We start from the raw sequence: 21,860 nt of genomic DNA, 5'->3' as shown, positions 1-21,860 counted from the left end.
CATGTTTCCATTATATCATACAACTGCATACAACACAAACAAAATCTAACGAGAGCTTTAAAAAAATCCAGTTCTATCAAGTAATTGAACTGGATCGGCTACAACATAAACTGATAAACTCGGGAGTTTGAAAAGGTAGGGATAGTTTTCCTAGCCTTTTCTTTTTATCTCAAGGGAGATTTCATAAAGTGGAAACTGTAAATGGTTTAAGACGGTTACTGTGTGAAAATGGGTTGCTCTGTTAGAGTTTGCTGCAAGCATGATATAATAAAAGGGATAATCAACTAGTTGGATGTGAGGTAAGGAATGTTAGATAGGGGTATGGGCTGTTCCCATGGTAAAATTATTTTGATGGGAGAGCATTCAGTAGTGTATGGTTATTCAGCTATTGCGCTCCCCTTACTAGGAATTGAGGCTATTTGCAGGATTCAACCTGCTAGTCAAGTGCTAACATTTGATTTTGAAGATTCCCTCTCAACCGCCGTATTTGCGGCTCTTTCTTCCTTAAATCAGTTGGAGGCCAAGATATCTTATAAAGTCGCTTCAAAGGTTCCTCAAAAACGAGGAATGGGATCCTCAGCAGCTGTATCGATAGCTGCTATTAGAGCGGTCTATGCTTATTTTGAAGAATCCCTGTCTGAAGAAACATTAGAGCAGTTAGTCCATCAAGCCGAAAAGATTGCCCACAGCAATCCTAGTGGTCTTGACGCGAAAACATGTCTGTCTGATACACCTATCAAATTTAGTAGAGATACTGGATTTGACAGGTTAGAAGTCGCCTTGGATGCCTATTTGGTGATTGCGGATTCAGGTATTCAGGGGCATACTCGTGAAGCCGTTAATAAGGTAGCACGATTTGAGGAGATGAATCGTCCCCATCTAGTAACTTTGGGAAGATTGGCTGAGCAAGCTGAGGCTGCTATTCAGCTACATCAGAGCCGTGAAGTCGGACGTTTGATGAACCTAGCTCATAAAGAATTGATGGCTATTGGTGTTAGTCTACCTTTTGTAGATGAATTGGTGCAGGAGGCCCGAGTTGCCGGTGCTCTGGGAGCTAAAATGAGTGGTGGTGGTCTTGGTGGCTGTGTTATAGCTCTTGCAGCTAATTTGGAAGATGCGCGTGTGATTCGTGAAAAATTATTTGAAAAAGGAGCTCAACAGATATGGATAGAAAAAGTGTAACAGTCAAATCCTATGCGAATATCGCTATTGTCAAATATTGGGGGAAGGCTGATGCAGAACGTATGATTCCATCAACTAGTAGTATTTCACTAACACTCGACCAATTGTATACTACGACAACTGCCAGTTTTTTACCTGCTGAGACGAATAAGGACTTGTTTTACATTAATGGTGTCTTACAGGATGAAGTGGAACATCGTAAAATTTCGGCAGTCATTGATCAGTATCGTAGCAATCCTGACACTTATGTGAAAGTTGAGACATGTAACAATATGCCTACTGCTGCAGGTTTGTCATCTAGTTCGAGTGGCCTATCTGCTTTGGTAAAGGCCTGTAATCAATTATTTGAAACGGGTTACAGTAGATCTGAGTTGGCTCAAAAAGCTAAATTTGCATCAGGTTCTTCTTCACGCTCTTTCTTTGGGCCTATCGCTGCTTGGGATAAGGATTCTGGCGAGATTTATCAGGTAGAAACAGATTTAAAATTGGGAATGATTTTATTGGTTCTGGATTCCAACAAAAAACCAATTTCTAGCCGTGAAGGGATGAAAATTGCAAGTAGCACTTCAACGGTGTTCCAGGAATGGATTGCTCAGTCTGAGAAAGATTACCAGGCCATGCTTCAGTATTTGAAAGAGAATGATTTTAATAAAGTCGGGCAATTGACTGAGAAAAATGCCTTGGCAATGCACCGGACGAATGAATATGCGACCCCATCCTTTAACTATTTAACACCGGAGTCCTATAAGGCGATGGATTTGGTAAAAAGCTTGCGTCAAAAAGGCCATGAGTGTTACTTTACCATGGACGCCGGTCCTAATGTTAAAGTACTGTGTAAGGAATCCGATTTGCTAAACTTAAGTCAGATATTTGAAAAGGATTATGGCTATCGAGTAATCAGTTCAGGAACAAAGGACCCAAGTCATGACGATTAAGGTAACTTCTTGTGGGAAACTCTATATAGCTGGTGAATATGCTATTTTAACTCCCAAACAAACGGCTTTAATAAAAAATATCCCTATTTACATGCAGGCACAGATTCGTCCGTCTTCGCAGATTCAACTCTATTCTGATCTGTTTGATTATTCGGTTGGAATGGAGGCAGATCAGAATTACAGCCTTATCCAGGATACCATCAGAGTTTGGGCTCGTTATAGAGGGATAGATTTGGTGGAGCTCCCTCCATTTGAGTTGAAAATTTCAGGGAAGATGGGGGAGGATGGCCTGAAATATGGTATTGGGTCAAGTGGATCGGTGACTATCCTGGTTTTGAAAGCCTTGGCATCTTTTTCAGGGATTCAGCTGTCTCCAGACCTCCTTTTTCGTCTAGCTTCCTATGTTTTATTGGCTCGAGGAGATAATGGGTCGATGGGAGATTTGGCTTGTATAGCTTATGATGCCTTTATTAGTTTTCAATCTTTTGATCGAAAGCGGGTACGCCTTTATCTAGAAAATCATTCGTTACAGGAAACACTCGACTTGGATTGGGGGTATCACATTGAAGTGCTAACTCCCCAACTACCCTGTCAATTTTTAGTGGGCTGGACACGACAACCAGCTATTTCTAGAGATTTGATTCGGCAGGTGCAAGCGAAAATTGATTCTGAATTTTTAAAAGCAACGAATCAAGCAACTCTAAGTTGTAAAGAAGCTTTTCTAAAAGGAGATCGTGCAGGAGTCAAAAAGAGTCTGCATCAAATCAGTGAGTTGCTAGAGAATCTCAGTCCTGCTATCTATACCCCAAAGCTCTCTCAATTACAATTCATTGCCAGTCAATATGACGCTGTTGCTAAGTCTTCTGGAGCTGGGGGTGGCGATTGTGGAATAGCTTTTGTCTTTGATAAAGAGGATTTAGACCAGTTGCTCCAAGATTGGGAGCAAGTTGGGATTCAACTACTGTACCAGGAGGACCTATCATGAGTAATCGCAAGGATGATCATCTCCAACATGCACTTGCTTACCAATCACCCTATAATAGTTTTGACGATATGGAATTAATCCATTCTTCTTTACCGGATTTTGACTTGGCAGATATTGACATCTCGACCCACTTTGCAGGCCAGGATTTCGAATTCCCATTCTTTATTAATGCAATGACTGGTGGTTCAGAAAAAGCTGCTGGTGTGAACCGCAAGTTAGCTCAAGTAGCGGAAGCTACAGGAATTCTTATGGTTACGGGATCTTATAGTGCGGCCTTACAGAATCCTAATGATCATTCTTATCCAACCAAAGAAGAGTTTCCAAACTTGCTCTGTGCGACTAATATTGGTGTAGATAAGCCCGTAGAATTAGGAATGCAGACGGTAGAGGAAATGAATCCCCTATTTTTACAAGTTCATGTGAATGTGATGCAGGAGCTACTAATGCCGGAGGGAGAACGCCATTTTCAATCGTGGAAATCGAACTTAGCAGCATATGCCCAGCAGATTCCTGTCCCCGTTATCCTTAAGGAAGTTGGATTTGGAATGGATGTCAAAACCATGAAAAAGGCATTGAATATGGGGATTCGAACAGTTGATATTTCAGGGCGTGGTGGAACTAATTTTGCTTATATTGAAAACCAGCGAAGCGGCAAACGGAGTTATTTAGATAATTGGGGGCAGAGTACAGTACAGGCTCTACTAAATGCCCAATCGTTGACGGATGAGCTTGAAATCTTAGCATCAGGCGGGGTCCGACATCCCTTGGATATGGTCAAATGTATGGTTTTAGGTGCTCGAGCAGTAGGACTGTCACGAACAGTGTTAGACTTAGTGGAGCGCTACACCGTTGAGCAGGTTATTGAAATTGTGAATGAGTGGAAAGATGATTTACGAATCATTCTGTGTGCCCTAAACTGCCGGAATATTGAGGAATTGAGATCAGTTGACTATATCTTACATGGGAGGCTAAGCCCTAACCAGAACGATGAGAAATGATACCTATCTAGGTCTAGAGAATGATTCTTTCTCTGAAAATTAGTGGTATAATAGTAGAATTGAACTTTTGGGTTCAAAATCATCTGATTGAGGTGTTATGATGAATAAAGTAGCTATCGTTGCTGCCTATCGTTCTGCCATTGGTAGTTTTGGAGGTAGTTTAAAAGATATTGAGATAGCCGATTTAGGAGCCCAGGTCTTGCGAGCGGCCTTGGAGAAAAAAGATATACCAGCTGAGCTGGTGGATGAAGTCATTTTCGGAAATGTCTTATCTGCTGGACATGGTCAAAATATTGCTCGCCAAATAGCTATTCGTGCTGGAATCCCAGAAACTACCTCTGCCTATACAGTTAATAAGGTTTGTGGTTCTGGTCTAAAGTCCGTCCTTCTAGCAGCACAATCAATTTTACTTGGAGACAATCAAGTTGTTGTTGCCGGTGGTATTGAGATAATGAGTCAGGCTCCCTATCTCTCCAAAGACAGTCGATTTGGAAATAAATTTGGGAACATGACCTTGGTAGACTCCCTATTAAATGATGGATTAACAGATGCCTTTCAAGACATTCATATGGGGATCACTGCTGAAAATATTGCAGAAAAATTTGACATTAGTCGAGAAGAACAAGATTCATTTGCCTATTTAAGTCAAGAAAAAGCAGCTAAAGCCATTGCTAATGGACGATTTGTGGAAGAAATTGTTCCCATCACCATTTTGGAGAGAAAGGGGGAGCGTATTTTTCAAGAAGATGAATACCCTCGCTTAACTCCAATCGAAAAACTGGCAACTTTACGCCCAGCTTTTAAACCTGATGGAACTGTCACTGCCGCAAATGCTTCTGGAATTAATGATGGCTGTGCCTTAGTATTACTAATGTCTGAGGAAAAGGCACGTGAACTTGGCGTAGAAGTTCTAGCTTATATAGAGTCCTATGCAACAAGCGGTCTAGATCCAGCCTATATGGGCTTAGGACCGGTTCCAGCAACTCGTAAAGCACTTGAGAAAGTGGGCTTGACGACTGAGGATCTAGACTTGGTTGAGTTGAATGAGGCTTTTGCGGCTCAAGCGATACCTGTTATTTCAGAACTCAAGCTAGATTCAAAAATAGTAAATGTGAATGGTGGGGCTCTGGCGCTTGGACATCCAATTGGCGCTAGTGGAAGTCGTATCTTGGTGACGCTCATCCATGAATTGTTGAAACAAGAAAAGGAGTTAGGACTCTGCTCACTTTGTATTGGAGGTGGTCAAGGAATTTCCTTGATTATTTCCAATGGACAAGGTCGTTAATGAGGAGTCAAAACAGAAGATATGGTGAAAATCGGAATTAATAAGATTGGCTTTGCGGTTCCAGAATTTGTATTGGATTTGGCTGACTTAGCTGCAGCTCGGAATGTCGATCCTAATAAATTTAAGATTGGACTACTTCAGTCGGAGATGGCAGTCGCTCCCGTAACACAAGATATTGTTACCTTCGGGGCACAAGCTGCTGCATCGATTTTGACGGAAGAAGACAAACAGGCCATTGATATGGTTATTGTCGGGACGGAGTCGAGTGTGGATCAGAGTAAAGCAGCAGCTGTAGTCATTCATGGTCTACTGGGGATTCAACCTTTTGCTCGCTCAATCGAAATGAAAGAAGCTTGTTATGGGGCAACGGCGGGTCTCAGTCTTGCCAAAACGCATATTGCTCAGAATCCTGGGTCAAAAGTGTTAGTGATAGCGAGTGATATTGCGAAATACGGTATTGCATCAGGTGGTGAGCCAACTCAGGGAGCTGGCGCTGTGGCGATGCTTGTAACAGAAGATCCAAGCATCTTGGTTCTAAATTCAGATAATGTTTTCCAAACACGAGATATTTATGATTTTTGGAGACCCAATGATGATAAATACCCACGTGTGGACGGTAAATACTCAACGGAGCAGTATACAGACTGTTTGACAACCACCTTTGAATATTACCAGAACAAGACTGGCAAGAAACTTGAAGATTTTGCGGCTATGTGTTTACATATTCCCTTCCCGAAACAGGGGTTAAAAGGGTTGCGTGCCATTGCTGATAATGAAGAAACTCTGATTCGTCTCACTGAGCGTTTCCATGAGGCGATTATCTACAATCAAGTGGTTGGGAATATTTATACAGGATCGATTTTCCTTTCCTTTTTATCCTTGCTTGAAAATTCTCAATCACTCACAGCTGGGGATGAAATCTTATTCTATAGCTATGGAAGTGGCGCTGTTTGTGAAATTTTCAGTGGTTACTTGGTAGAGGGCTATAGGAATTATCTCCAAGAGGATCGCTTGGCTGATTTAAACAAACGGATAAAAATTTCAGTTGAGGAGTATGAAAAAATCTTTTTTGAAGAGATTGCTTTGGATACAGCTGGTAATTCCATCAATCTACCCCCAGATGAAAGTCCTTACGCTTTAGAGAAAGTAGTCGAGTTTAAACGGATTTATCATGAATCAAAAGGGGGCGGAATTTAGATTCCAGTCCCCTTTTAGAAAAGGAAATTAGTTTAATGTTTTCAGGTTTTTATAAGCAATCAAGACAGGACCGAATTGCAATTCTACACAAAGAAAAAATGCTGACAGAGGAGAACTTGGCTACTTTAGTAGAAGATACCAACCTGTCAGAAACTATTGCAGGAAAGATGGTTGAAAATCATCTAGGGACCTTCTCTCTTCCTTTTGCGGTATTGCCAGAGATTTGTGTAGATGGCCATCGTTATTCAGTTCCAATGGTAATAGAGGAACCGTCTGTTGTGGCAGCGGCATCTTTTGGAGCAAAAATGATTGGTCGTTCAGGCGGATTTGAAACACGTATTCACAAACGCCAGATGATTGGGCAAGTGGCACTTTTTGAAGTGGAAAATGTTGAAAGAGCCAAAGAATCTATCCAGAAAGAAGAACAAGCACTTCTTCAGATAGCCAATCAAGCCTATTCTTCCATAGTTAAAAGAGGTGGAGGAGCACGTCGGGTGACAGTTGAGATCAAAGGAGTATTTCTGATTGTCTATCTCCATGTAGATGTTCAAGAAGCTATGGGAGCTAATATCTTGAATACTATGTTGGAGGCTCTTAAGAAGCCTTTAGAGTCTATCAGTCAGGGTCAGGCATTGATGGGGATTCTGTCTAATTATGCTACGGATTCATTAGTAAATAGCCGTTGTCAAATTCCGATTGCTCATCTTGCCATGAACAAAGAGGAGGCTCTCCATTTAGCTAAAAAAATAGCCTTAGCTAGCTTGTTGGCTCAAGAAGATCCCTATCGAGCGGCAACTCACAACAAAGGGATTTTTAATGGAATTGACGCGGTTGTTGTGGCAACAGGGAATGATTGGCGTGCTATTGAAGCTGGTGCCCACGCCTATGCTAGCCGAGATGGAGCTTACAGAGGTTTATCAACTTGGAAGATTGAAGGGGAGAACCTTGTGGGAGAGCTTACGATTCCCTTACCTATTGCGACTGTAGGAGGTTCCATTGGCCTAAATCCCAAAGTTTCTGTTTCTTTCGATATTCTAGGACAAGTGACCGCCAAAGAATTAGCGGCTGTCATTGCCTCTGTCGGTCTTTGTCAAAATTTTGCTGCCTTAAGAGCCTTAGTGACAACTGGGATTCAATCGGGGCATATGAAATTACAGCTTCAATCGCTAGCCTTACATGCAGGTGCCCAAGTTGAGGAAGTTCCTGATTTGGTGGCCGCATTGCGAAAAAGTTCTCAGCCAAATTTGCAATTAGCTAAGGAATTGCTAAAAGACATGAGAAATCAGTGAATACGAGCTGGAATCAGTACTTGGAAAATGAGTTTTTTTACGGAGACTGGATTGATTCATATATATGATGTAAAAATACTTTTCACAAAACGTTATCTATGATGACTTTCAGATCAGTTCAGCTTGACAATTTCCTAGGTAATCTATACTTGAAACATCTTTAGAGACGCCTTGTCGTCTCTTTTTTAATTTTTTTTGATAAAAGTGTTGCATTCTAAAAAGGAATGTGTTAAGATTATTAACGGTTTGAAAAAACTGCCTAAGACAGTAGGGGAGTTCAACTCATAAAAATCCTACCGAGGACAAAACGTATTTCCATAATCTAAGTTTTTCATTTCAGTGAAAAATCAAGAAGGATCATAACGATTTGTACTTTCGTGTCTAGGTTTGGGTGCGAATTTTTTATTTATCCCAAGCAAAATAAAAACGGAGGTAAACATACAATGAGTGAAGCAAGTATTGCTAAAAAAGCCGAATTAGTAGATGTTGTTGCTGAGAAAATGAAAGCTGCTGCATCTATCGTCGTTGTGGACGCTCGTGGTTTGACAGTAGAGCAAGATACAGTTCTTCGTCGTAACCTACGCGGAAGCGAAGTCGAGTACAAAGTAATCAAGAACTCTATTCTTCGTCGTGCAGCTGTTAAAGCTGGACTTGAAGGAATGGAAGATGTCTTTGTTGGACCATCTGCAGTTGCATTTTCAAATGAAGATGTTGTTGCGCCAGCAAAAATCTTGAATGACTTTTCTAAAGAAGCTGAAGCACTTGAAATCAAAGGTGGTGCTATTGAAGGCGCTGTTGCAAGCAAAGATGAAATCATGGCCTTGGCTACATTGCCAAACCGCGAAGGACTTCTTTCAATGCTCCTTTCTGTACTTCAAGCGCCAGTTCGCAACGTTGCTCTTGCAGTCAAAGCAGTTGCAGACGACAAAGAAGGTGCAGCTTAATCCAAGTTGCCTAGTCTATTAGACATACAATTATTAAAAATTTATTTTGGAGGAAATCACAATGGCATTGAACATTGAAAACATTATTGCTGAAATTAAAGAAGCTTCAATCCTTGAGCTTAACGATCTTGTAAAAGCGATCGAAGAAGAATTTGGTGTAACTGCAGCTGCTCCTGTAGCTGTTGCTGCAGCAGGTGCTGCTGATGCAGGTGCTGCTAAAGATTCATTCGACGTTGAATTGACTTCTGCTGGCGACAAAAAAGTTGGCGTAATCAAAGTTGTACGTGAAATCACTGGTCTTGGTCTTAAAGAAGCTAAAGAGCTTGTAGACGGAGCTCCAGCAATGGTTAAAGAAGGCGTTGCAACTGCAGAAGCTGAAGAAATCAAAGCTAAATTGGAAGAAGCTGGTGCTTCTGTAACTCTTAAATAATAGAGTATTGTAACGAGATTATTAAAGCGAAGCTATAGCTTCTAGCTTTAATCAAAATCGATTACGAGATCCCTTCCAAAATTTATTTTGGAGGGGTCTTTTTTATATCTTTATCTGAAATGAATAAGCAAATCGTTTGCGGGCAAGGAATTTATTTGATAGACTTGTTCTTGTATGAAGTACAAGTTCAAAAGGAGATTTCTATGGCAAACGATTTTGAGAAACGTTTTTCACTTTCGATTTTATTATGGATGCGTCAAGACAAACCTCGTCAGGAGGGGATGGACTACTGGAGTGGTGGTCATGCTCAGATTATCGCAGCTTCACCCGGTCTGCTGGAATACCGTCAGCAGCATTTGAGTGAGAGGGAACATAGTTTTTGGCCGCAGATAGAAGGACTAGAAACTGTTGTTTCTGAGGATCGTCGTATTGATGGGATTGCAGAGGTCACCTATCAGAAGCTCTTGGCTCCAATCGGTGGTCGTCATCAGACTGCCCTTGCTTTTGAGGATGAAGTCAATGTTTTTCGTAGGACCTTGATGCATATGGGATTTCCTTATAGCTCACGTTGGTATACTACGGCTAGTCAACAGGAGACAAAACTGAGAGATGTACTCTATATTCGTAGAAAGGACAAAGTAAGCAGTGGGAGTTTCAAGGCCTTTGTCAATGATACAATGGCAAGCCAATTGGCGAAAGTCTCTGGGGTAACGGAGGTTCGTTCGCAAGTCTATCTACCATGGAATAAGGCTACTTGGGATACCCCAAATGTCGCTCATGATAATCCTAAGGAAGAGCATTTACATGCTTCTATTATTATTGGTTTTGCGAATGAAACTGCTCGTCAGGAATTCTATGAGAATCTAGCACGACAGTTAAATACTGAGCTAGTAAGTTATGCTTCTGCTCTTCATGCCTACCATATTGATCAGACTCTCTCTTTTGTCTTAGATGGACAACGTCAATAATTCAACCCTTATTTGTTCATTTTTGAAAAAATAAAGAAAAGTCTTGCTAAGAAGATTACTCTATGGTAGACTTGTTGTTGTATCGGATACAAGATAAAGAGAAGGAAGAATAATGGATACTAAATTTTCGGTTGCTATTCATATCTTAACCATGATTAGTGAGAGTAAGGAAATGCTCAGTTCTCAAGCTTTAGGAGAAAGTGTTGGAACCAATGCTAGTTACATTCGTAAAGTGATTGCGTTGTTGAAAAATGCTGATCTCATTCAATCCCATCAAGGAAGAACGGGTTATCAACTCAGTAAGACACCAGTCGAGATTTCCTTGAAAGAGATCTACTTTGCGACACAAGATATTGATAGTATCAGTCTTTTTCCTATTCATCAAAATGTTAATCGAGATTGTCCCGTCGGCAAGCATATTGAAGGAGCGATGGCACCAATTTTTTCAAATGTTGAGAAGTATTTGGAGCAGGAATTATCGAATAAGACATTGGACGATGTTATTGATAATTTGTATCAAACTGCCAATAAACGCCGTATCTGACTTGTTAGCAGGTCAGATTTTATGAATAGCAAGATAGAATTGTATCAAATACAAGAACAAGAAGGATTAGAAAAGAGAGAAATATGAAAGCAGCACAACACTCAATTTACAATAAAAACACAATCGAACTCAAGCTGGTTGATATTGCGAAACCGCAATTAGCAGCAAATCAGGTCTTGATCAAGGTTACCGCAGCCGGTGTTAATCCCTTGGACAATATGATTTCTCGTGGTGAGGTTAAGATGATTGTTCCCTATAAATTACCACAGACAGCTGGTAATGAGGTAGTTGGTTTTATCGAAGAAGTTGGAGCAAGAGTTTCTCAATTTAAGAAGGGAGATCGAGTTTTTGCCCGACTTCCTTTGCACAGTATCGGAGCTTTTGCAGAATATGTGGCTGTTGATGCTGAGGCATTAGCTCAGGTACCTGCCTATCTCTCTGATACTGAAGCCGCTGCAGTCCCTCTAACGGCTCTCACGATTATGCAGGCTCTAGAGTTGATGGGGGCAGAGGCAGGCAAGACGATTTTTATCTCAGGTGGAACAGGTGGTGTCGGTGGGATGGCTATTCCGATTGCCAAGGCAAAAGGTTTACGGGTTATTACCAATGGTGATGGAGCGAATGCGGAACGTGTTCTAGCCTTAGGAGCTGATCAATTCATTGATTACAAAACAGAAGACTACACACAAACTCTTAACCAAATTGACTATGTTTTGGATACTCTAGGTGGAGCTGAGACGGAGAAGCAAATGACAATCATGAAGAAAGGTGGACATCTGGTTTCTCTTCGTGCCATGCCAAATGGAGCTTTTGCCAAACGTATGAATCTACCAAAATGGAAACAATTTCTCTTTGGTTTGGTCGGTCGCAAGTTTGACAAGATGGCGGAAAGCTACGGTGTGAACTACCATTTCATCTTCGTAGAAAGCAATGGCCAGCAGTTGCAAGAGGTAGCAGATATTTTCAGCAAGCTTGAGATCAAACCATCAATTGATACGGTTTACCCATTTGAAGAAGTTAATGCAGCTTTAGATAAGGTAGCCAATGGCCGCTCACGAGGAAAAACAGTCCTCAGTTTTAAATAGTAGGAGTACTTATTGTCTTATATCACAACCAAAAATCAATACATTACTGTTGCTGGCAATCAGATTGCCTACCGTGAACTAGGCAAGGGCAAGTCCAAACTGCCCTTAGTCATGTTAGTCCATTTGGCTGCAACTTTGGACAACTGGGATCCCCAATTATTAGATTTACTGGCGGAAAAAGAGCATATCATCGTCCTAGATTTACCTGGAGTCGGAGCGAGTCAAGGCAAGGTAGCTCCTACTATTCCAGGAATGGCAGAGCAGGCCGTTGCGATTATCAAGGCTTTGGGGCATGAGAAAATCAACTTGCTCGGCCTTTCTATGGGTGGCTTTATTGCCCAAGAAATCGTCCGTCTTGATAATTCCTTGGTCAACCGCTTGATTCTTGCAGGAACAGGTCCTCGTGGCGGTGTTGAAGTTGATAAGGTAACAGGAAAAACCTTTCGCTATATGCTGAAAGCTGGCCTAGAGCGTGTGGATCCAAAACGCTACATTTTCTACAATCATGATGAAGCAGGTCGTCTAGAAGCAGAAAAAGTTTTGAATCGTATGGGAGAGAGGAAAGCTGTTGATACAGATAAGGATATGAATGTCCCAGGATTTTTGACACAGTTGAAGGCGATTAAACGTTGGGGGAAAGAATCTCAAGATAACATGAGCTTTATCACCCAACCAACTCTGATTGTTAATGGTGATAAGGATATGCAGGTGCCGACTGAAAATTCCTATATCATGCATGAGAAGATCAAAAATAGCCAACTTATCATCTATCCAAATGCAGGTCACGGATCAATCTTTCAGTATGCAGAAGAATTTTCAAAAGAAGTCCTAGCTTTTCTAGAGGAAGATAAATAATCCAAAGTAAGGATCCCCGTAACTCTAGAAGTAGCGGGGATTTCCTGTGTTTTCAAACTAGTAGATTTGAATGTCTAACTGGGAAAATGACCTTCTATATAAAAATGGTTGTAAGTGGATGTTGATTTCTATACTTGGTGTATAATGGTTTTGTAATCTAGGATGGCTCGATTCTTGGAACGAAGCGTTTGGTTTAAAAGCGAATACTTAAGGGAGGCTGACGGTTATGTGGGAAATCTCCGTCTATGTCAACAATAAGATCGTTTGAGAGTTGCCAAGTGGGAATAACAAGGAAGTCTTAGGAACTATTAAGAGTCACCAATGATGCAAGTGTCCTTTTGTAAGATAATAGGAGAAGGAGTTTACGAGATGTCCAAAATTGATGTATTTGCCCATGTGTTATTGCCTAATTTTTACAAGAAAATGTTGGAGATTCATCCGCAACTACCGGAAATCTTCCCTTTTATCCAACATCCCTTATTGACGGATTTGAAGCAACGGCGGAAATTTTGGGATGGGGAGACCCGGCAGGTTATTTCTTATGTGAATGTCAATCCAGAAGATTATGTGGATCCAGTTCAGGCTGCAAGCCTCTGTCGTGAGGCAAATGCTGAATTGGCAGAAGTAGTGGCTCATCAGGCAGATATGTATGTTGCTGGTGTCGCCATGATTCCAATGAATAATCTGGAGGAGGCTGTGAAGATTCTCGACGAGCTTGTGGAGTCTGAGCAATTGGTAGGAGTCCAGCTTTTCACACGTGCCTTGGGCAAGTCGATTGCGGATATGTCTTATCGGGTGATCTTTGAAACCTGTCATCGCTTGGGATTACCGATTTGGTTGCATCCGATTTTTGATGAGCGCAAGCCTGATAATAACATTGTTTTTTCTTGGGAATATGAATTAACCCAGGCCATGTTACAGCTGGTGCAGGCAGGGATTTTCCAAGATTTTCCGAATTTGAAAATCATTGTTCATCATGCAGGAGCTATGGTGCCTTTCTTTGGTGAGCGGATTCAGTATATCTTACCACCGGAGCAAGTTGCGGATTTTCACAAGTTTTATGTCGACACGGCTATTTTGGGAAATCCTAAGGCCCTTGAGTTAACACTGGAGTACTTTGGCTCAGATCATGTCCTCTTTGGCACGGACGCTCCTCTTGGCATCGCACCGGCTGGAGCCACTGAAGTGATTGTGGAGGCCATTAGTCAGTTACCAATTGCTGACCAGGACAAGGATGCCATTTTTTCCCAAAACTTTAGGAGAATGATTGAATGAGAGTAAATGTATTTCAGATTGGCGTTCATGCTGAGGATCAGCTGCTCTTACATGAGGTTGGGGTTCACAATGTAAAGACTTCTCACCGTGTAGAATCTGGGACTCTGGCAATGTTTGTTGCGGAACGTGCGGATCAACCAGGAGCTTATATTGTATTTGAAGTGTATGAAGGGGAAGAAGCTTATGCCACCCACCGAGCATCGGAGCATTATCAAAATTATGTTTCTAAGGCAGGGTCGAAACTAAGCGAACGGAAGGCCTACCAGGTAACCCCTGTTTTCCTTAAGGAAAAATTAGTTTCAAATAGCTGGGTTGGGCCAGACGATCATGACTTGAGATTTGCCCAAGTAGAGATTAAGCTAGAAGACCAGGAAGTTTTTGAACAAAGTGTCTTAAAAAACATGAGAACCTCCTTACACGAGGAGGAGGGAGTCTTAGCAATGTATGCGGTTAAAGATTGTGAACAGCCACAAGTCTGGTATTTCTTTGAAGTTTATGCCAGTCCAGAAGCTTACCAAGCCCACTGTCAGAGCGAGCATTTCCAAACTTATTTGGTAGAAACTCAAGACCTAGTTGTTGCCAAACAACGAATGGATTTGATCAATGATATCAGTATGAGTCAAGGAAAACTGAGATAAGAAAAGAGTACACTAGAAAGCGTTTTATTTCTAGTGTATTTTTCTATAGAAAAGGTGTATACTGATGTTCAAAGAAGCGTTTTCACATATATTCTAAACCTATATTTTAAGGAGGTGTGAAAGGCTATGATTGAAGTAGTGGATTTGCGAAAAGAGTTTGTCAAGACGATAAAAGAGCCTGGTTTAAAAGGAGCCATTCGGTCCTTTGTACGACCTGAAAAAGAGGTCTTTGAAGCAGTTAAAGGTTTAACCTTTGAGGTACCTAAGGGGCAAATTTTGGGATTTATTGGAGCTAATGGTGCCGGTAAATCCACGACCATCAAAATGTTGACGGGGATTCTCAAGCCAACATCGGGGTATTGCTGCATTAATGGAAAGATTCCTCAAGAAAACCGGCAATCGTATGTACGAGATATCGGGGTTGTTTTTGGTCAGCGGACTCAACTCTGGTGGGATTTGGCCCTGCAGGAAACCTATACAGTCCTAAAGGAAATTTACGATGTACCAGATGCGGCCTTCCGAAAACGGATGGAGTTCTTAAATGAAGTTCTCGACTTAAAGGAATTTATCAAAGATCCCGTGCGAACCTTGTCCTTGGGACAACGGATGCGGGCGGATATTGCGGCCTCTTTGCTGCATAATCCCCAGGTGCTTTTTTTGGATGAACCGACCATTGGTTTGGACGTCTCTGTCAAAGACAATATCCGGAAAGCTATCACTCAGATTAATCAAGAGGAAGGAACAACTATTCTCTTAACAACTCACGATTTGAGCGATATTGAGCAGTTGTGTGACCGTATTTTTATGATTGATAAGGGGGAGGAAATTTTTGATGGGACAGTCCATCAACTCAAGACACAATTTGGAAAAATGAAAAACTTGATTTTTGAACTCTATCCAGGACAAGGAGAACAACAATCGAGGTTTATGGGACTTCCAGATATCCAGATTGATCGGAATGAACTGTTCTTGACCATGCAATATGACAGTTCACGTTACCAAACTGCTGATTTGATTCAAGCTACCTTTTCAGATTTTGCGGTTCGAGACTTGAAAATGGCAGACACGGGCATCGAAGAAATTATTCGTCGCTTCTATCGAAAGGAGCTCTAGCATGACTAAATTGTGGAGACGGTATAAGCCTTTTATCAGTGCAGGAATGCAGGAGATGATTACCTATCGGTTAAATTTTTTTCTTTGGCGTATCGGTGATGTTATGGGAGCCTTTGTCGCTTTCTATCTGTGGAAGGCGGTATTTGATGCATCCTCGCAGGCTCTGATTCGAGGCTTTGATCGAACCGATATGACCCTATATATTCTAATGAGTTTTGTAACCACCTTACTGATCAAATCCGATTCGTATTTTATGATTGGAGAAGAAGTGAGGGAGGGATCCATTGTGATGCGCTTGCTTCGGCCTGTTCACTTTGCGACTTCCTTTCTTTTTACGGAACTTGGAAGTAAGTGGATCCTCTTAGTGACAATCGGCTTTCCTTTCATGGCTTTGGTAGCTATTACTCAACTGCTAACAGGAACGCCCTTTGTTCAGGTTGTACTGGTCAGTTTTGTCTACTTGCTTAGTTTAATTTTGGCCTTTTTGATAAATTTTTATTTTAATTTGTGTTTTGGTTTTTCAGCTTTTGTTCTAAAGAATCTCTGGGGAACCAATCTGTTAAAGAATTCCTTGGTAGCCTTTTTATCAGGCGGCCTGCTTCCCCTAGCTTTTTTACCTCCCTTGTTAGCAGATGTGCTTCAACTCTTACCATTCTCATCCTTGGTCTACACTCCTGTGATGATTCTACTTGGTAAATACACACTGGAGCAAGTGGTCATAGCTTGTTGCTTGCAGGTCTTTTGGCTATTGGTCATGGTTGCTTGTTCTCAATTAATTTGGAAATGCATCCAATCTCATATCATCATTCAAGGAGGTTAGGATGAAGAAGTATCAACGTATGCACCTAATTTTTATCCGGCAGCATTTGAAGCAAATGATGGAATACAAGGCAGATTTTTTGATTGGAATCCTAGGTGTGTTTTTAGCGCAAGGTCTAACTATCTTCTTTCTTCAGGTCTTATTTCAGTTTATTCCTGCTCTTAAGGGCTGGACTTTTCAGCAGATAGCCTTTATCTATGGCTTTTCCTTGATTCCCAAGGGGATTGATCATCTGTTTTTTGATAATTTGTGGAATTTGGGAATATGGATGGTTCGAAAGGGTGAGTTTGATAAATATTTAACCCGGCCTCTCAATCCCTTATTTCATATCTTAGTTGAAAAATTTCAAGTAGATGCTTTAGGGGAATTGTTGGTTGGAATACTGTTACTTTCGACATCGGTTCCAAGTATTTCATGGACAGGAACTAAGATTTTTCTTTTTGTACTTAGTATTCCTTTTGCAACCTTAATTTATACATCTTTGAAAATTGCGACAGCTTCGATTTCTTTCTGGACCAAGCAATCAGGGGCCATCATTTATATCTTTTACATGTTTAATGATTTTGCCAAATACCCACTCGCTATTTATAACTCGCTTTTTCGGTGGTTTCTTTCCTTCCTAGTTCCCTTTGCTTTTACCGCCTATTATCCAGCTAGCTATTTTTTAAAGGGGACCAATGTTTGGTTCAATATTGGGGGTCTTTTCTTAATTTCAATCATCTTCTTTTTCCTATCTTTAAAAATATGGAAGAAGGGCCTCGATGCTTATGAAAGTGCTGGATCCTAGCCTAAAAGCCCCTCACTGTTCAACCGGTGAGGGGAAATTCTTTTATGCTAAAAGGAGTAGAGTTTTAATGCCGTCCACATCTACAAAGGTCATCGTATTGGTAGTTTGTTCGAGGTCGAGACCAGCGGCTTGGGCGCGTGCGAGGGTAGCTTGGTAATGTTCAGGCTGCTTGTAGATAACTGTGTAATAGGCAAGCCCCGGTAAACCTTCCCGACGCATGTTCAGATTTTTACCTCCCCATTCATTAACAGCTAGGTGGTGGTGGTAAGAACCAGAAGCTAACCAGGAAGCTGTGGGCATGGAGAATTTATCTTCAAGGGCTAGAACCTCTTGATAGAAGCGGCTAGCGGCTTCACTTTGTTTGACAGACAGATGGATATGCCCCATCCGACTACCAGCAGGTATCTGGTAACCATTTTCAGTTGTTTGGCCGAGGCTATAAATAGTATCTGCATCCATCGGTTCGGTAACGCCGACAATCCGACCATCTTCACGAATATCCCAGTCTGTTTGCGGAAGATCCCGGTAAATTTCAATTCCATTGCCTTCCGTATCTGCTAAGTAAATAGCTTCACTATAGCCATGATCACTGGCCCCTTGTAGGGGAATCTGATTATCAATAAAGTGGCGTAGAATGGTTCCTAAATCTTCACGGCTTGGTAGTACAATGGCCAGATGGTAGAGACCGTAGCTATCCGCAACTTCCCCTTCTTGTTCTGTTTTTAACAACCGGATTAAAATCGAGTCGTCAGCTCCTAACTCAACTTGATCAGGTGTTTCAGATAGCACCTTGAGACCAAGGATTTGTTGGTAAAAGAGGCTTTGAAGTTCAAGATTACGGACATTGAGAGCAACAGCTCCCAATTCAAATTCTGAATTGTACATATCCTTCTCCTTTGAGGTTTTCTATGTCTATCATTTTATCCTATACAAAAGAAAAAACAAGTACGATTTTTTATGAAAGATACTATCTTTTAGTGAAGTAATGGGGATAAAGAGAAATACCTCTCAGGAATTTGGATTATCATTCAAGCAGTTCCAAAGAATTTTCACTAACTAAAAATTAGAAGTTCAGACGTGAACTTAGATTTTTAACCGTTCAGAATGTTTTCACGATATGTTAGAACATTTGGGTTAGAAAGCTCCTGAGTTATGGTAAATTCTAAATATCAGATTCTCAGTTGATAAATCGTTATTTAGAGGAAATACCTGCCCCTTTTAGTCGTAACGCCTATAGGTCATTTTCTTACCAGTCCTTGATTCGAGAGGTCGAAGTACAAAAAATCTTTGTCGTGTCTTATGGATTCTTACACTGACTTCTATTCTAGCTGATATTTTATTGTCTTTTTTCAAATCTAGATAAGAAAAGACCGCTCCAGTCTCCGTTTAGAAACTTTGGAACGGTCTTTTTTGAGGAACTTAATGCGCCGCTTTTGGCTTTCTTGTTTTAAGAAAATCGATGTACTTTTCCCCAAACACTTCAATTTGCCCCAAAACCTGCTTGAATTCACGTCCAATGTCGCTCAATTCATACTCAACCTTAGGGGGTACCTGGGCATATACTTTCCGCAGAATGAGACCGTCAGTTTCTAGTTGACGGAGCTGTTTGGTCAAAGTTGCTTGGGAAATTCCTTCTAAGCGACGGTGCAGTTCATTGAAACGGATTGGCCCTTCCTCGATATGGTGTAGGAGTAAGATATTCCATTTTCCTGATAGGACGCTTTGAGTCGCTAGGTAGGGACAAGTGTAAATATTTTCAGTATGGTAATTGGGCATCGTAAAAACTCCTAAATGCGATATGATTATTGTCGAAGTATTCGTTGATTTTTAAATTCTAGTTTGGCTGATTGTAGTCTATTATCTCATAAAAGTCAGTCTTTGGCGATCAGGTCATATAGATACTATATTTTCACGATTTTTAAGTAGATAGTCAATCTGAAGGGGATATAGAAGGGGCAAAAAGATATAAGCTTATTTATTTTAGATAAGGTAATTCGAAAAAATGCCATTCAGGACGTTTTCAAAACATTCTAGAACATTCAGGTTAGAAAGTACTGGAGCTGTGTTAAACTCTAGGGGTCGGGTTGCTACCTGACAAATAAATCTTTAGGAGGTCATTGCCATGACTACTTTTACTTACAATGAGGCTCAACTGCTTACCTTAGATGTCATGATGGACATTTTAGGAGGTGGCTGCTCTTGGGGTGGTGCAGGGAATGCGGCTGTCAGTGGTGCTGTTGGAGGTGCAATTGGTGGCGCTACTGGTGGAAGTGTGACCCTACCCGTTGTAGGAGCAGTCCCTGGAGCAGTTGCCGGAGGTATTGCAGGTGGTATTGGTGCAGCTGCAGGTTATGGCGCTACTTGCTGGTGGGGATAAGTAGGAAGGTAGTTACAAATGGAAACTCTAAAATGGTTCGTTGAACATGGATTTTACGGATTTGTAGGAACATTTATTGTCTTTATCTGGCTCCTAGCACATCCACAGAAGTTAAACAAAAAATCCAAAAATTGCAAAGATAAAAATTGAAGTTGAGAATTGTATTTGTGAAATCTAGCTCTTCTTCTATGAGGGGCTGGATTTCGCTTTTTGAATGTGAAATTTAGATAGGTTGAAAGGAGCTTGTATGGATTTACTAATTGATTTATTGGTTATACCTGCTGCAATCGGGTGTTTTTTTGCCATTTTATATCAATACATAGAGAAAAAGAGAAATGGGAAGTGAATTCAAAGTGGCATCGGATATTTGACTATTAATGTGTCGAGCCTTGGATACTATGTTACATAGAATACAGATCTGAACAGAAAGTGATGTGAAAGTCATTCTTTGTTCAGTTTTTTAAATTCTATTTGTTACGGTTGTAGTGATCAAGTGTATCATTTACGCTGGAATATCACAATTTCTCTTGCGTCGTCTCCTATTTCCCGTTATACTGAGAGCAGTAAGAATGGGAGGTTCGTCATGGAATACACACGATTAGGGAATACTGGTTTGGAGGTTTCCAAGCTTTGCTTGGGTTGTATGAGCTTTGGCGATCCGGCGCGTGGTTTTCATGCTAAGTGGGTACTGGATGAGACTGCTAGTCGTCCGATTATCAAGAAGGCCTTGGATATGGGAATCAATTTTTTCGATACTGCCAATTTTTATGGATATGGCTCTAGCGAGGAGATTCTAGGTCGAGCTTTGAAGGATTTTGCTAAAAGAGAAGAGGTAGTAATTGCGACCAAAGCTTTCTATGGTGATGGACAAAGCACTAGTGCCAATACTACGGGGCTCTCGCGAAAAGCTCTTTTCCACCAGGTTGAAAAGAGCCTAGAACGATTAGGGACAGACTACATTGACCTGCTTTACATTCATCGTTGGGATTATGAAACACCAATCGAAGAGACTATGGAGGCTCTCCATGATTTAGTTCGTTCAGGTAAAGTCCTTTATCTTGGGGCATCTAGTATGTATACTTGGCAATTCCAACAGGCCCAATATGTGGCAGACAAGAGGGGTTGGACTCCTTTTTCCGTTATGCAAAATCATTACAATCTTCTCTATCGGGAAGAAGAACGGGAAATGATTCCTTTCTGTCAGGAAACAGGAGTGGCTTTGGTGCCCTATAGTCCGTTTGCAGCCGGTCGGGTTGTGCGTAATTGGTCGGCGGATACTGCACGAAGTCAAGCTGATCTAAGTGCACGTGCTAAGTATGATAGTACGGAGCTTGAGGACCGGAAAATTGTGGCGCGTGTGACAGAATTAGCTGACAAATACGGCAGGAGCCGCAGTCAGATTGCGTTGGCATGGCTTTGGCAAAAGGGAATGCACAGTCCAATTCTTGGTGTGACGAAAGAAGCTTATTTGGAGGATTATCTTGGAGCTTTTGGTTTAGAGCTATCCCCAGAAGATATGGCCTATTTGGACGCCTTATACATTCCTCACAAAATTGTTGGTGCTTTGGCCAAGGGGGCAAAAAAAGATCTTCAGAAATTGAAGTGAGGTGCTCTATTTTATCTATCATCTACTTGCTTCCTTGATTTGCGACTGTTCTTCAAATTTCCGAGGCTAGTTTGATTTCGGGGTTTTATTTTGGATTGTGGCACTCAATACCGATTCAAATTGTTTATACAGCTGTCCTGGGTATTATTTTAGGGATTGTTTATAATGAAACCAGAAATATGTGGTTCCCTATGATGATTCATTTTATCAATAATTTGAGTTCCAATTTACCACCGATTTTGGAAAATGAGGTAGTCTATACAGGTCTTTTAGTGGTTAAAGTAGTTGCTATTTTCCCGATGTTGTATTGGTTGTATTGCTTGGTGAAGAAAAAGCAGAGTATTCATCACTTACGTTTATCTTTTAAAAAAGCTTGATAAAATACAATCGGCTTCTTTCCTTCTAATAGGAGAGAAGCCGGTTTTATAGTCATTTAGTTTTTAAATAGTATGTTATTGCATCAGTTATAGAGTCCATTTTACGAAGTAATTCTGTAACTGATTTTTTTAAAATAGCCCAGCTTTTTTCAATGGGATTTAATTCTGGA

Annotated in this window: 23 protein-coding genes and 1 other annotated feature; of the genes, 21 read left to right on the top strand and 2 right to left on the bottom strand. The window is 41.1% G+C overall.

The window, feature by feature from the left end; all coding sequences use genetic code 11:
* Window positions 1-306 precede the first annotated feature (306 nt).
* The 18 genes from mvk to ACXM1Q_RS06045 all read left to right on the top strand — a co-directional run bounded on the left by mvk (window position 307) and on the right by ACXM1Q_RS06045 (window position 17,330).
* Window positions 307-1,182 (top strand): mevalonate kinase, encoded by an 876-nt coding sequence (gene mvk, locus ACXM1Q_RS06130; protein WP_458517145.1) that lies wholly within the window; start codon window positions 307-309, stop codon window positions 1,180-1,182.
* Window positions 1,164-2,117, top strand: a complete 954-nt coding sequence (gene mvaD, locus ACXM1Q_RS06125) for a diphosphomevalonate decarboxylase (protein WP_458517143.1) — start codon at window positions 1,164-1,166, stop codon at window positions 2,115-2,117. Before mvk ends, mvaD begins: the two co-directional genes overlap by 19 nt.
* Window positions 2,107-3,102: a phosphomevalonate kinase gene (locus ACXM1Q_RS06120; protein ID WP_458517141.1), complete on the top strand. Its 996-nt coding sequence runs from the start codon at window positions 2,107-2,109 to the stop codon at window positions 3,100-3,102. Before mvaD ends, ACXM1Q_RS06120 begins: the two co-directional genes overlap by 11 nt.
* Window positions 3,099-4,100, top strand: a complete 1,002-nt coding sequence (fni, locus tag ACXM1Q_RS06115) for a type 2 isopentenyl-diphosphate Delta-isomerase (protein WP_458517139.1) — start codon at window positions 3,099-3,101, stop codon at window positions 4,098-4,100. Before ACXM1Q_RS06120 ends, fni begins: the two co-directional genes overlap by 4 nt.
* Before the next feature lie 100 nt (window positions 4,101-4,200).
* Entirely contained in the window at window positions 4,201-5,385 is a 1,185-nt protein-coding gene (locus ACXM1Q_RS06110; protein ID WP_458517151.1) for an acetyl-CoA C-acetyltransferase, read from the top strand.
* A 24-nt stretch (window positions 5,386-5,409) separates the two neighbouring features.
* Window positions 5,410-6,582, top strand: coding sequence for a hydroxymethylglutaryl-CoA synthase (locus ACXM1Q_RS06105; protein ID WP_458517149.1), 1,173 nt, complete (start codon window positions 5,410-5,412; stop codon window positions 6,580-6,582).
* Between the two features lie 26 nt (window positions 6,583-6,608).
* Entirely contained in the window at window positions 6,609-7,871 is a 1,263-nt protein-coding gene (locus ACXM1Q_RS06100) for a hydroxymethylglutaryl-CoA reductase, degradative (protein ID WP_458517147.1), read from the top strand.
* Window positions 7,872-8,111: 240 nt separating this feature from the next.
* Window positions 8,112-8,283 (top strand) — a sequence feature (ribosomal protein L10 leader region).
* A 31-nt stretch (window positions 8,284-8,314) separates the two neighbouring features.
* On the top strand, window positions 8,315-8,815 hold the full coding sequence (gene rplJ, locus ACXM1Q_RS06095) for a 50S ribosomal protein L10 (RefSeq protein WP_135038010.1): 501 nt from the start codon (window positions 8,315-8,317) through the stop codon (window positions 8,813-8,815).
* Window positions 8,816-8,876: 61 nt separating this feature from the next.
* Entirely contained in the window at window positions 8,877-9,245 is a 369-nt protein-coding gene (rplL, locus tag ACXM1Q_RS06090) for a 50S ribosomal protein L7/L12 (RefSeq protein WP_135038012.1), read from the top strand.
* A 203-nt stretch (window positions 9,246-9,448) separates the two neighbouring features.
* Window positions 9,449-10,213 (top strand): hypothetical protein, encoded by a 765-nt coding sequence (locus ACXM1Q_RS06085; protein ID WP_458517134.1) that lies wholly within the window; start codon window positions 9,449-9,451, stop codon window positions 10,211-10,213.
* 112 nt (window positions 10,214-10,325) lie between these two features.
* A complete protein-coding gene (locus ACXM1Q_RS06080) occupies window positions 10,326-10,757 on the top strand; it encodes an Rrf2 family transcriptional regulator (RefSeq protein WP_458517132.1) in 432 nt (143 codons plus the stop codon).
* An 83-nt stretch (window positions 10,758-10,840) separates the two neighbouring features.
* A complete protein-coding gene (locus tag ACXM1Q_RS06075; RefSeq protein ID WP_458517130.1) occupies window positions 10,841-11,842 on the top strand; it encodes an NADP-dependent oxidoreductase in 1,002 nt (333 codons plus the stop codon).
* 12 nt (window positions 11,843-11,854) lie between these two features.
* A complete protein-coding gene (locus ACXM1Q_RS06070) occupies window positions 11,855-12,697 on the top strand; it encodes an alpha/beta fold hydrolase (protein ID WP_458517128.1) in 843 nt (280 codons plus the stop codon).
* Between the two features lie 369 nt (window positions 12,698-13,066).
* Window positions 13,067-13,972 carry an amidohydrolase family protein gene (locus ACXM1Q_RS06065; protein WP_458517126.1) on the top strand — a complete coding sequence of 302 codons (906 nt, stop codon included), beginning with the start codon at window positions 13,067-13,069 and terminating at the stop codon, window positions 13,970-13,972.
* Entirely contained in the window at window positions 13,969-14,610 is a 642-nt protein-coding gene (locus ACXM1Q_RS06060) for a putative quinol monooxygenase (protein WP_458517124.1), read from the top strand. Before ACXM1Q_RS06065 ends, ACXM1Q_RS06060 begins: the two co-directional genes overlap by 4 nt.
* Before the next feature lie 126 nt (window positions 14,611-14,736).
* Window positions 14,737-15,723 carry an ABC transporter ATP-binding protein gene (locus ACXM1Q_RS06055; protein WP_458517122.1) on the top strand — a complete coding sequence of 329 codons (987 nt, stop codon included), beginning with the start codon at window positions 14,737-14,739 and terminating at the stop codon, window positions 15,721-15,723.
* Window position 15,724: 1 nt separating this feature from the next.
* Window positions 15,725-16,543, top strand: a complete 819-nt coding sequence (locus tag ACXM1Q_RS06050; RefSeq protein ID WP_458517120.1) for an ABC transporter permease — start codon at window positions 15,725-15,727, stop codon at window positions 16,541-16,543.
* A gap of 1 nt (window position 16,544) precedes the next feature.
* On the top strand, window positions 16,545-17,330 hold the full coding sequence (locus tag ACXM1Q_RS06045) for an ABC transporter permease (RefSeq protein WP_458517119.1): 786 nt from the start codon (window positions 16,545-16,547) through the stop codon (window positions 17,328-17,330).
* Window positions 17,331-17,372: 42 nt separating this feature from the next.
* Here ACXM1Q_RS06045 and ACXM1Q_RS06040 read toward each other — a convergent pair whose 3' ends face one another.
* Window positions 17,373-18,215, bottom strand: a complete 843-nt coding sequence (locus tag ACXM1Q_RS06040; protein ID WP_458517117.1) for a VOC family protein — start codon at window positions 18,213-18,215, stop codon at window positions 17,373-17,375.
* A 534-nt stretch (window positions 18,216-18,749) separates the two neighbouring features.
* On the bottom strand, window positions 18,750-19,106 hold the full coding sequence (locus ACXM1Q_RS06035; protein ID WP_458517115.1) for a winged helix-turn-helix transcriptional regulator: 357 nt from the start codon (window positions 19,104-19,106) through the stop codon (window positions 18,750-18,752).
* Window positions 19,107-19,452: 346 nt separating this feature from the next.
* Here ACXM1Q_RS06035 and ACXM1Q_RS06030 point away from each other — a divergent pair, with 346 nt between their 5' ends.
* From ACXM1Q_RS06030 to ACXM1Q_RS06020, 3 genes are all read left to right on the top strand, one after another.
* Window positions 19,453-19,707: a Blp family class II bacteriocin gene (locus ACXM1Q_RS06030; protein WP_458517113.1), complete on the top strand. Its 255-nt coding sequence runs from the start codon at window positions 19,453-19,455 to the stop codon at window positions 19,705-19,707.
* Between the two features lie 583 nt (window positions 19,708-20,290).
* Window positions 20,291-21,313 carry an aldo/keto reductase gene (locus ACXM1Q_RS06025; RefSeq protein ID WP_458517111.1) on the top strand — a complete coding sequence of 341 codons (1,023 nt, stop codon included), beginning with the start codon at window positions 20,291-20,293 and terminating at the stop codon, window positions 21,311-21,313.
* A 71-nt stretch (window positions 21,314-21,384) separates the two neighbouring features.
* The gene (locus tag ACXM1Q_RS06020; protein WP_458517109.1) at window positions 21,385-21,690 is read left to right on the top strand and encodes a CPBP family intramembrane glutamic endopeptidase; all 306 of its coding nucleotides are present in this window, start codon (window positions 21,385-21,387) and stop codon (window positions 21,688-21,690) included.
* Window positions 21,691-21,860: the final 170 nt, after the last annotated feature.

It is taken from the genome of Streptococcus sp. 10F2 (assembly GCF_054331515.2).
Note: the sequence above shows the minus strand (reverse complement) of the source record. Positions and strands in the feature narration are given on the sequence as shown.